Source organism: Candidatus Ruthia magnifica str. Cm (Calyptogena magnifica), assembly GCF_000015105.1.
In the GTDB taxonomy this organism is placed as follows: Bacteria; Pseudomonadota; Gammaproteobacteria; order PS1; family Pseudothioglobaceae; genus Ruthia; species Ruthia magnifica.
The window spans coordinates 296,551-308,877 of the sequence record NC_008610.1 but is presented as its reverse complement, the minus strand read 5'-3'; the positions used below and the strand labels follow the sequence as shown (position 1 = coordinate 308,877).

At 35.3% G+C, this 12,327-nt stretch carries 11 protein-coding genes; all 11 read right to left on the bottom strand.

From position 1 onward, the window contains the following. Window positions 1-234: 234 nt before the first annotated feature. Window positions 235-363 (bottom strand): hypothetical protein, encoded by a 129-nt coding sequence (locus tag RMAG_RS06115; RefSeq protein WP_268745600.1) that lies wholly within the window; start codon window positions 361-363, stop codon window positions 235-237. Between the two features lie 459 nt (window positions 364-822). Beyond that, the gene (locus tag RMAG_RS01455) at window positions 823-1,170 is read right to left on the bottom strand and encodes a P-II family nitrogen regulator (protein WP_011737688.1); all 348 of its coding nucleotides are present in this window, start codon (window positions 1,168-1,170) and stop codon (window positions 823-825) included. 296 nt (window positions 1,171-1,466) lie between these two features. Continuing rightward, a complete protein-coding gene (locus RMAG_RS01450) occupies window positions 1,467-3,311 on the bottom strand; it encodes a helix-hairpin-helix domain-containing protein (RefSeq protein ID WP_011737687.1) in 1,845 nt (614 codons plus the stop codon). Window positions 3,312-3,373: 62 nt separating this feature from the next. After that, window positions 3,374-4,489: an outer membrane protein assembly factor BamC gene (gene bamC, locus RMAG_RS01445; protein ID WP_011737686.1), complete on the bottom strand. Its 1,116-nt coding sequence runs from the start codon at window positions 4,487-4,489 to the stop codon at window positions 3,374-3,376. A gap of 2 nt (window positions 4,490-4,491) precedes the next feature. Further along, on the bottom strand, window positions 4,492-5,382 hold the full coding sequence (gene dapA, locus RMAG_RS01440; RefSeq protein WP_011737685.1) for a 4-hydroxy-tetrahydrodipicolinate synthase: 891 nt from the start codon (window positions 5,380-5,382) through the stop codon (window positions 4,492-4,494). Between the two features lie 274 nt (window positions 5,383-5,656). Beyond that, window positions 5,657-6,895, bottom strand: a complete 1,239-nt coding sequence (locus RMAG_RS01435) for an ammonium transporter (RefSeq protein ID WP_011737684.1) — start codon at window positions 6,893-6,895, stop codon at window positions 5,657-5,659. A 46-nt stretch (window positions 6,896-6,941) separates the two neighbouring features. Next, window positions 6,942-7,280: a P-II family nitrogen regulator gene (locus RMAG_RS01430; protein WP_011737683.1), complete on the bottom strand. Its 339-nt coding sequence runs from the start codon at window positions 7,278-7,280 to the stop codon at window positions 6,942-6,944. Between the two features lie 180 nt (window positions 7,281-7,460). Beyond that, window positions 7,461-8,135, bottom strand: coding sequence for a tRNA (guanosine(37)-N1)-methyltransferase TrmD (trmD, locus tag RMAG_RS01425; protein ID WP_011737682.1), 675 nt, complete (start codon window positions 8,133-8,135; stop codon window positions 7,461-7,463). A gap of 3 nt (window positions 8,136-8,138) precedes the next feature. Then, window positions 8,139-9,269: a succinyl-diaminopimelate desuccinylase gene (dapE, locus tag RMAG_RS01420; protein WP_011737681.1), complete on the bottom strand. Its 1,131-nt coding sequence runs from the start codon at window positions 9,267-9,269 to the stop codon at window positions 8,139-8,141. A gap of 4 nt (window positions 9,270-9,273) precedes the next feature. Beyond that, entirely contained in the window at window positions 9,274-10,425 is a 1,152-nt protein-coding gene (ccmI, locus tag RMAG_RS01415; protein ID WP_011737680.1) for a c-type cytochrome biogenesis protein CcmI, read from the bottom strand. Beyond that, window positions 10,422-12,326 (bottom strand): heme lyase CcmF/NrfE family subunit, encoded by a 1,905-nt coding sequence (locus RMAG_RS01410; RefSeq protein WP_011737679.1) that lies wholly within the window; start codon window positions 12,324-12,326, stop codon window positions 10,422-10,424. The genes ccmI and RMAG_RS01410 overlap by 4 nt, the downstream gene beginning before the upstream one ends. Window position 12,327 lies beyond the last annotated feature (1 nt).

Sequence of the window (12,327 nt, the reverse complement as noted above, 5' to 3'; positions counted from 1 at the left end):
AAATAAGAGCCAAAAACGCTTACTTTTTTGTGTTGCCTATTGTATTTATCTGTTAACCTCAGAATAAGCTTCTAGATCATATTCTAAAATATCAGCACCTAATAATTCTTACTTTTCAAAAACTAGAATATCCATAACTATCTTAAGTACTAGCCACAATACTATTGAATGCCAAATACCCAAATAAAAATTGCATCCACTGGATCATCAATTTTGAATACTCTATCTAGAATATTAATCGAAAATACCATCAACAGCACTAATCAATATCACCTCTAAAACGCTCGGCGTGTCTAAGCTTGCAGTAATTTCCACCAATCTAGCTAATAAACGTCCATTAGGTACCATCGTTAAAATCTGCATTAGCATTTTCCTTGCTTGTCATTACTAGCACTGAATCTTCATTAAACCCAAACGAACTCCACAAAATAAACCTCACTTAGGCATATTAAGCGTGGAATCACTCTAGAAATCATATTTATCCTTACAAACATCCAACTATGCCTACAATATAAACAATACTTGAACCTGCAAAATTAACAAAGCCCAAATCAGCGAACTTAAACAAACTAAAAATTGCATCACCATTCCAACTCTAAGCACCTTCTATTGGATAAATCACCCTTGTAAATACAACGACAAAAGCAAATAATTACAAACAGGCTAATATTTTTGCTCAAAATTTTAGCTGTATTTTTACTACGAGAACCAAGCGCGCTTCTAGTATTAAAAAAACAAAGCAGCCATACACAATTAATACGTCCATTAAAACTAAGGAGGGGGTTACATTTTTTCAATTAATGTATTTTTCATGTTATCTCCTTATAGTGCTACTGAACCAATTTCACCCGTACGAATACGAAATACTTGATCTAATGATGAAACAAATATTTTTCCATCACCAATCTTACCCTCTCCTTCTGATTTAGCAGCAACTCTGATAATCTCAACCACACCATCAACTTGATTTGCTGCAATGGCAATTTCTAGTTTAACTTTAGGTAAAAAATCTACCGTATATTCTGCACCACGATAAAGCTCTGTGTGTCCTTTTTGACGACCAAAGCCTTTGACTTCTGTAGCTGTAATGCCTGAAACACCAATGTCAGAAAGAGCTTCTATAACATTATCAAGCTTAAACGGCTTAATAATTGCTATTATCATTTTCATTTAATTTCTCCTTTTTAAAACAAAAAAGCCAGTCGTTATACTTGTAAAAAATATAAACTTAACGACTAGCTTCAATACCTTATTTTCAGTTTCATGATGTAACTAATAAAAAAGACATCTATCCAAAATTCTTTTGCAAGAAATCTAAATAAATATCTATGTTCTTTGCTAAACGCCCACCTTTGGGCGTTAAACCACTAGTAATTATAATCATAAAAATAAAATTGCACTATTTTTTTTATTAAAAAATAGTGCAATTTTATCATGAGTACCATTTGTACTCATTTATTACGTGGTTAAATTTTAGATAAATAATCAGTTTCAGTCATCACTACCACACCAAATTTTTCAGCATCTTTGATTTTTTTTTGTCCAACTTTATCACCAATGACTAAGTAATCTATTTTAGCACTAATAGAAGTTGAAACTTTAATGCCAATTGACTTGGCATGTTTTTTCATATCATCTCTTGAATGGTTCATTTTGCCAGTAAAAACAATTTTTTTATCAAATAATTCATGTGTTAATGTTTGTAAGTCTTTAGTTAGTATGGTTGTTTCTAAATTAAAACCATATTGATATATATGATTAAACTCATCAGCAATAGAGATTAATCCTTGTACAATTATTTGTCCTGTTAATTCGGCAAAGCCATCAATATTAGCTATTTCTTTTAAATTTAAATCAAAAATATCATTCAAATGATGGGACTTTAAAAGGTTTTCGCAATTACCTAAACCCATTCTATGCATGCCAAATGCTGCTAAAAAACGCCAGTCTTCAACCTGCTCACTAACAGAGCGATTTAGCTGATTAATAAGATTCATACTGGTTTTTTCACCAAATCCTATTGTTACTAAATCTTCTATATTTAAAGCATAAATTTGTGAAACTGACCTAATATCATGTGCATATAGCTTTTCAATAGTGGCAATACCAAAACCATCATTATTAGCCAATATCTTAAAAAAATAGGCCATTTTCCCAATAATTTGAGCAGGGCAATTTTTATGATTAATGCACGTGAGAAAATCTGACTTCCAAACAAGTGGCTTATCACAACTTGGGCAATTATCAGGAATATCAACAGGCATAGGCTTTAATACGAATATAATTTTAGGGATAACCAGTCCAGAACGAGTTAACTCAACCACACTACCCACACCAAGACCTTGCTCTTTCACCAAACCATAATTATGCCCTGTTGCGCGCATAATAGTTGCACCACTTAACAAAGTAGGTTCTAGCTCTACTACTGGGGTTATTTTTCCACTACGCCCTACTTGAGGTATCACGTTGAGTACTTTAACGTGTGCTTTGTCTTTGTTTTCTTTAAAGGCAATTTGCCAACGATGAAATTTTCGATTAGCACCCATCTGTGTTTTTAAATCAGTATTAATTGCCTCAAAAACTACGCCATCTACATCAAAATCTACCATCACCAATACCTGAGCAACAATTTGATCAAATTTAGCAACTAATTCAGCTACAAGACCTGACCAAGTAGGTAATTTAATAAACGGAATAAACAAAGCAGCCTTATCTATAATAGCCTTTTGAGCTTGCTCATCTAAGGCTTTTTCTTTAATAAGACTGGCTTGAAAATTACGTGGATATTCAAAACTATGTGCTAAATATTTCTTAAAATAGCTTTTCTTAATCACAATTTCACCCGCACCAAGTCCACGCTCAGCATCATTAAAAACACACAAACCTCGCTCGAATACTCTGGAAATATCACTGCCTTTTTTCCCATCACCTCGTGTGTAAAGCCGACTACCATCATCAAATCCAGAAAAACCGTCTAGTTTAGGCGTGGCTTTAATTTGAATGGCACTCAAATCTAAACTAATCTGCATGGCTGATTTTTCTAACCGCTTTATCCATTTACTTATTTCATCCCATGAATATGCCTTATCAATGGAAAGCATCGCCTCTGGTAATAAGACTTTTTCCTCAGAAAAAGACTGTCCCTCTGTCTCTATGAATTTGAATAACAGATTATCTGGGTCTCTATTTTTAAGTGCATCAAGATAAATAAAATCATAATCTTGGTCGCTAATAATAGGCTTTCCAGCTCGATAAGCTAGATTGGCTATTTGGCAAAATTGTGCTAATTCTTCATCTGATAACTCATCCACCAATATCTCCTGATAGATGAGTTTATTAACAATGTCTTGTAACAGCGTCACCCTTTATTTAATTAAAACTGCTTGGCAATATTACCTAAGAATTGATAACTAAAATCAATTGTTACTTGCTTATTATCTCCAGATAAATCATTAAAATAAACTTCTGTTATATTACTGGCAACTTGCCTAACAACAATTTGAAAATATTTTTTAATCGCATCATCACCAAACAGTCCTGAGAATATACCCTTATCTTCTTTTTTAACAAAATTGATATAAAAACTACCCTCTTTAACATCTTTATCCTCAACATCAATACCAAGTTGATCCAACGCCCAGCCGATATTATTCCAAGTTTCATATTGCGTTAATGAAAACATCAACTTGGCATAACCACTAATACTTTTAGCAACCTTCACCGTTAACTTTTTCTGCTCTCTAGCGGCTATAATTTTCTTTCTAGCAAGTGCATGGTCACTACCTAAAAAAGTCATTAATCGATATAGCATTTCTGTTTCAAGTGTGTGATCTTTGACTTGAGATTGCCAAATAGTATTTTCATCATCACTGCTTTTATTTGTTAATACTTCTTGCATTGAAGTAAGTGATAAATAAACCTCGGTCTTATTGCCATTGTCAGTAGACTCAATACGAAGTCTATATTTATCAACAATCGGTAATGTGTATCTAGTTTTTGTTACCTTTCTAAACATAGAACGAATAAGACCCAAAGATTGATCAGGAATTTCTGGATGATTCTCTAAAAAATTAGTCTCCATCACGCCAATTTTTTTATTAGCTTTCTTGATAATAAAGCCATGAGATTTAAAGAAACTTTTGGCCAGCCCCCAAACTGCATCTGGTTTTTTATCAACCACTAGCCAACGAAGACTACCGGATTTCTTCACCTCAATACTTGAAGCATCCTTAATTGCTCTATCTTTTTCAGAAAAACTGATCAAATCCTCTTGAATATTAGCAACATACTCACTTAACTTTAAGGCATTTTGAGTACTAGGTTTAGTTAAATCCGGGGGAACTTCTAAAGAAGTTAGTGTTTTATTTGAATAATATTTAATGTCTCTTTCACCAAGTCCGTCTTGTTTTTGTTTTTCTTTACTACCTAAAGAAATACAGCCACCCAAAGAAAATACCAAAAGCAGTATTGTTAATTTCCTGATTATCATTATTATATAATTCCTAAATTGGATAAATCTTGCTCTAACATTGCTTGAGCTTGTTGTGATAATATCATTAAGGGTAAGCGAATACCATTATTACACTTACCCATTTTAAACATTGCCCATTTAATGGGAATTGGATTAGACTCAATAAACAAATGTTGATGCAAATCAGCTAATGGTGCATTGGTTGATTCTGCTAATTCCCTGTCATTCTCAAGTGCAAATTGATAAGCAGAAGCCACCTGCTTTGGTGTAATATTAGCCGTTACAGAAATACCACCATGCCCGCCCATTAAAATAAATTCAACCGCTGTTGCATCATCACCGCTATAAAACAAAAAATCATCCGCACATTGTTCAATCAATGCCTTTGCAACATTCAAATCACCCGTTGCATCTTTAATACCGATGATATTATCAATGTTGGACAAACGAAGTACTGTTTCTACACAGAGATCAACTGCCGTTCTACTGGGCACATTATATAAAATTTGATCAATATCTACTGTTTCAGCAATCAACTTATAATGCTGATATAGCCCTTCTTGAGTCGGTCTATTATAATACGGTGTGACTAAAAGACAAGCATCTGCACCAATTACTTTAGCAGCTTTAGTAAGTTCAATAGCTTCAGAAGTCGAATTTGCACCCGTGCTAGCAATGATTGGAATACGTGAATTGGCAAATTCAATCGTTGCCCGTATCACTTCAATATGCTCATCCTGATTAAGCGTTGCACTCTCACCTGTCGTACCCATCGAGACAATTGCTTTAGTGCCAGAATCAATATGAAACGCCACCAACGATTTTAACACACCAAAATCTATCGACCCATCATCAAACATTGGAGTGATTAGAGCGACTATTGAGCCAGTTAGTGGATGATTTATGCGCACTTTAATTATTTATTAAAATAAACTAATGCGAATTAAAACCACTGCATTAAACTCATCACAACTTATGAAATGTAGAATATAGCACATTTTTTATCCAAAAATGAGAAGAATAGTCAGCTATTTTACGAGTTTTTGGATAAAAAATGTGTTGTTTTATGTGTTTCATAAGTTGTGATGAGTTTAATGCAGTGGTTTCATTATATACGAATCTATTTTTATCAACATAAAAAACCTGCTAATGACCTAACAATTAGCAGGTTCAATTAAGCTTGGTTTACAAATCGTAGCCTTTTTCTTCATGAGAAACAATATCCAACCCCTGTTGCTCCTCCTCTTCACTCACTCTTAAACCCGTTATAGCATCCACCACTTTAAGAATAAGATAAGTGACAACAGCCGTATAAATAACCGTTGCCACTACACCTATAAATTGAATTTGTAATTGGTCAGCAATCACAATTGCCTTACGATCCCAGCCACCTTGTCCAGAAAAAATACCCAACTCTTTAGAGGCAAAAAATCCTGTCATTAAGGTGCCAATAATACCACCCACACCATGCACAGGAAATACATCTAATGAATCATCAATTTTAAATTTTTGCTTGATGATAATCACCGCATTAAAACACACAATACCCGAAATAAAACCAATCACTAAAGCGCCTGTAGGGCCCACAAAACCTGAGGCTGATGTGATTGTTCCCAAGCCTGCAACCATGCCTGTTACTGTACCTAATGCAGTTGGTTTACCAAATTTAATCCACTCGTAAAACATCCACGTAATCGCACCCGTTGCTGCTGAGATGTGCGTCACCAAAATAGCCATCGCCGCATCGCCGCCTGCTACCAAAGCAGAACCACCATTAAAACCAAACCAACCGACCCACAACATCGCCGCACCCGTAATAGTCATGGTCATGTTGTGTGGTGGCATAGGTTTTTTAAAAAAATCTTTTCTAGGACCTAAAACAATAGCCGCTACTAACGCTGCAATACCTGCAGTAATATGAACAACTGTACCACCAGCATAGTCAAGTACATTTCCTAGCCAACCACCACCCCACACCCAATGCGTAACAGGCGCATAAACCACTAATAACCAAATAGAGCTAAATAATAGCACCGCTGAAAATTTCATTCTTTCTGCATAGCTACCAATAATCAAAGCTGGAGTAATAATGGCAAATGTCATTTGAAACACGGCAAACAAAGATTCTGGAATTGAACCATTGACTGTATTTATACTAATTTGTACCAAAAGCACATTAGAAAAATCACCAAAGTAAGGATTATCACCTGAAAAAGCAATAGAATAACCCACTACAAACCATAAAATACTTATAATGCCCGCAATAGCAAAACACTGCATTAGTATTGATAAGATATTCTTAGTGCGAACTAGCCCACCATAAAATAACGCCAAACCTGGCAATGTCATAAACAACACCAAGGCTGTTGATGTCATTATCCAAGCCGTATCAGCGCCGTTAATATCTTGTGCAAACACGCCCATTGGCAGACACGCCAATATTGTTAATATTTTCTTCACTACTAACTCCTTAAAGCGCGTTTTTATCAGTTTCTCCTGTACGAATACGAACCACCTTGTCTAAATTGGTCACAAAAATTTTACCATCGCCCACCTTACCAGAATTAGCCACATTACTAATCACCTCAATCACTTCATCAAGTCTTGAAGCCTCAATCGCAACTTCTAATTTAATTTTAGGCAAGAAGTCAATTTGATACTCAGCCCCTCGATACAACTCTGTGTGTCCTTTTTGACGACCAAAACCTTTCACCTCAGTCACCGTTACACCAGACACACCAACTTCGGATAACGCTTCTCTAACATCGTCTAATTTATGCGGTCTTAAAATCGCTGTCACAAATTTCATATTTCTCTCCTAGTTTTCATCATTAATCTAAATAATCACGCAATTTTCATTGTATTATAGAAATTATTTAACAAATAAGCAATAGTCTATAGTGGTTTACACTTAATACTGTAAATTCAATTAGTTAATTAATTTATCGTGTTCAAAGGACGAAACTAGAAAAGTTTAATGCAAATTCATCTAATCTTCCAAAAGGTCCTTTCGTTTTTCTTGGGTTTTTTTAATAGATTGTTCTACTCGCCAAGTATCAATATTAGCCTGATGTCCGCTTAGTAATACTTCAGGCACTGCTTGTTTGTCAATAATTTCAGGACGTGTATAATGCGGGTAGTCTAGTAAATTTTTTGCAAAGGAATCATTTAATGAATCAGCATTGCCAAGTACGTTTGGAATTTGACGACTGATTGTATCAATAAGTACCATGGCTGCTAATTCGCCACCACTGATAACGTAATCGCCAATGGAGATTTCCATGTCAATATCATGCTTAATAATACGTTCATCCACACCTTCATAGCGTCCGCATAATAGAGTAATTGAGTCAAAAGTGGATAGTTCTTTAGCTAGTTTATGTTTGAGCGGCTGTCCTTGTGGTGATAGATAAATGACCTTAGTTTTTGGATTTGATTGTTTGATTTTGTGAATACAATCACGAATAGGCTTGACTTTCATCACCATGCCAGCACCACCACCATAGGGTTTATCGTCAATATTTTTGTATTTATTGTTGCTAAAATCTCTGAGTTGCCAAGTATGAATTAAGAGACATGATTTTTTGATGGCTCGTGCAATAACACCTTCATCCTTAATGGTATTAAACATATCAGGAAACAGGGTAATAACGTCAAAGCGCATAAGTTAAGTGAGTATATTTTTTAAAACATGATAATAAATATCGCTCAAATCTTCTAAATCCTGGATGGATACACACTCGTCAACTTGGTGAATGGTGGCATTTAAAGGACCTAGTTCTACCACTTGAGCCTTTAAAATTAGTGCAATAAAACGTCCATCAGAGGTACCGCCTGAAGTGGAGAGTTGGGTGTTTATATTTTTGACGGTTTTAATCGCATTAGTACAAGCATTAACCAATTTACCCTTTGGGGTTAAAAATGGATAGCCAGAATGTTCCCAAGTAATTTGATATTCAAAATTATGCTTGTTTAAAATCACGCAAACTCGGCTTTGCAATTGCTTGTGAGTATTCTGTGTAGAATAACGAAAGTTAAGAACAACATCACTTTCACCTGGAATAATGTTAGTCACCCCTGTGCCTGAATGGATATTAGAAATTTGAAAACTGGTTGCTGGAAAATACTCATTGCCCTTATCCCAAACCTCATTACACAAATCATTTAACGCTGATATGGCTAGATGGATAGGATTATCTGCCAAATGTGGATAAGCAATATGCCCTTGTTTACCAATGATTTTTAAAATGCCATTTAAAGAGCCACGACGACCATTTTTAATTACATCTCCTAATTCATTAGTGGCTGATGGCTCACCCACTAAACAATAATCAACGATTTGATTGATTTCTTTTAAGTACTTCGCAACTTTAACAGTGCCATCAGTAGCAGGACCTTCTTCATCAGAAGTGATTAAATAGCCGATTGAGCCTTTATGATTAGGATAATCTTTAACAAATCTATCGGTTGCACTAAGCATAGCTGCCAAAGAACCTTTCATGTCAGCTGTTCCACGACCATGCAACATACCATCTTGAACTTGGGCAGAAAAAGGTGATATGTGCCATTTTAGCTCATCACCCACAGGCACGACATCGGTATGCCCTGCAAACACAAACACAGGAGATTGATGACCGCGAATTGCCCAAAAATTATCAACCTCACCAAATTTTAAATCGGTAATTTTAAAATTAAGATGGCTCAAATGATTGGTCATAATAGACTGACAACCCTTATCTTGTGGGGTAATAGAATCTATACTAACAAGATTTTTTGCTAATTTTAAGGTTTTATTCATAAAATTATTTCACACTCAAATGAATGGATAAATTATCAACCATATTAATAACCTTGCTAAGCACTTGTACATCACCCACGCCTCGCATAGCAGAACCAGTTTCACTAATACGAACTACTGCAATCACTTGCTCATGGTATGATAATTGATTGCCTCGTATTACAGAGTCTTGGTTGGTTAAAACAACTTGACCTGTAAAATCTTTAAGCTTCATTTTTTTAATCGCAATTGGCATCGGTCTACCCTTGGCTGCTTTGACATAAATCATGATAAAATCTTCACTAGATCTTGATTTTAGTATCTCATTAGATATATCAACACTCACACTAATAGAATACTCAGGCGTGTCCTTACTCTCTTCAACCGTTTTTAACTCAGATAAAATGCTAACTAAGGCCACTCGGTCCATGCTACCCTCTGGTAGAGCGTTCAGTGCACGTTGCCAAAGCCCTTTTGCCAAATTAAAATTTAGCTGACTCGCGGCAAACATACCTGCTAAATATAGGGCGTCTGACGCGTTTGGTTCAATATCCAAAGCTTGTTTGATTAATTTAACAGACTGGTCTGAAAATTGATTATCATTAACGCTAATCATCATAGAGGCATATTCAACTAACAATCCTGGGTCTTTAGGGTTAATTTTATAAGATTTTTCATAGGCATCTATTGATAAGTCTAGCTTACCAATTTCAAAATACATTAGTCCGAGCATCTTCCAAGCCTGCGCATCATTATCATTGGTTTGTAAATACTGCACAATTTTATCAGCACTTTGTTCCAAACTTAGTGGTTTTTCTGCGCTCATGTTATTTCCTAGTATCAAATATTGATAAACACCAATGGACATGATAGGCAATAATACCAATATTAATATCAAAACCCATGTGTTATTATTAGCATTATTTTCAATATTACTCACTTGTTGAAGTTCAATAGCCAGTGTTGTTGAAATTTCTTCTTTAGCTTGATTGAATTGTTTTTTATCAATCAAATTTTGGTGCAAATCTTGCTCAAGTTCTAGCAATTTTTGTTTGCCTAAAATAATATTAGAACTTTCAAGATTAATTTCATTGGATTTAAGAGGGCGATATAAAAACCAAATTATCCAAATAGAAGAGGTAATTATCATCAAAATAAACCATAGATATAAATTCATTCTTTCACTCTTAATCGATACCTTCTGTCAAATGCAGCTAATAACGCACCCAGTGTAATCAATAACCCCCCTAGCCAAATCCAGCGTATGAGTGGCTTATAATAAATTCTTAAACTCCATGAATCATTTTCTAAAGACTCGCCTAATACGATATAAATATCACGATATAAAGATGGATCAATAGCTGCTTCAGTCATGGGCATGCCTGTGACATATTGACGTTTTTCAGGTCTTAAATCTGATATTTTCTCATTCTCAAAATAGACTTCTACATGACCTTTATTTCCTTGATAGTTTTGACCAAATAAGTGCGTCACACCTTTAAAAATAAAATCATAACCTGCTATGGTGATTGGTTTATCAATGTCCATTTTTATATCTTTTTCAACACCGTACTGAGTTGTAACTGTAGCACCTAATAAGAATACGGCAATACCAATATGAGCAAAAATCATGCCAATGAAAGCAAAACTCATACTGCCTTTTTGGTTTAACCTTTGAAACAAAAGCACCAGTGAATGCATAACTATCCAAATAAACAAAAAGACGGCTAATAAAACTGAGGTATTATCAGTCAATAACGCACTAATAACAAACAACAAACCTACACCTATCCACACCCACTTTAATAAACCCGCCACCCTTTGTGTGGTATCTTTTTTCCAGCGTAAAAAAGGAGCAATCACCATGACCAAGAGTGCCAGAATCATAATAGGCACGAACACTGCACTAAAATAAGGCGCCCCCACTGAAATTTTACCTAAACCTAATGCATCTAACAGTAATGGATAGAGCGTACCTAAAAAGACACTTGACATTGCTGCCACTAATAAGACATTATTAACTAGTAAACCGCTCTCTCTTGATAAAAAAGAAAAGGTGTTATTACTTTGCATGAGTGAAGCACGCCAAGCATATAGTACCAACGAACCACCAACCACAATCACTAAAAATATCAAAATAAACAAACCCCTGGCAGGGTCAGCAGCAAATGAGTGTACTGAAGTAAGAATACCTGATCTAACTAGAAATGTACCTAATAAACTTAACGAAAATCCAGAAATGGCCAATAGTACAGTCCAATGTTTAAATACACCACGCTTCTCACTTACGCTTAAAGAGTGCACCAATGCTGTTGCCACTAACCATGGCATAAATGAGGCATTTTCCACCGGATCCCAAAACCACCAACCGCCCCAACCAAGCTCGTAATAAGCCCACCAAGAACCAAGTGTGATGCCAAATGTTAAAAATGCCCATGCGATTAATGTCCAAGGGCGTGACCACCGTAACCAAGTAGAATCTAGCTGCCCACGAATAAGTGATGATAAAACAAAAGCAAATGGAACTGCCATTCCCACATAACCCATATATAGCATTGGTGGATGGATAATTAAGCCAAAATCTTGCAACAAAGGATTAAGCTCACGCCCTTGTATTGGCACCATATCTAGACGCTCAAAAGGATTAGAGGTTAGCAGTAAAAACAACAAAAAACCAATACTAATTAAGCCAAGAATAATGAGAATATGGTTTAATACTTCATCAGGTAAACGCCTAGAGAATATAGACACTGCTACGCTCCAAGCAGTTAAAATCAAAGCCCATAGTAATAAAGAGCCTTCGTGCGCACCCCAAACGGCTGACATCTTAAAAATATTGGGTAGTTGTGTATTTGAATTATTTGCCACATATTTAACAGAAAAATCATCAACCAAGAAGGCATTCATGAGAATAGCAAAAGCAATTAAAATCCAAAAAAATTGCATCCATAACAAGGGTCTAGACAAGCCAGAAAGAATGGTGTCATGTTTAATTATGCCTATAGTTGGCAAAACAACTTGTAACACTGCAAACACAAAGGCAAGCACTAATGCAAAATGTCCAATTTCAATTAACATA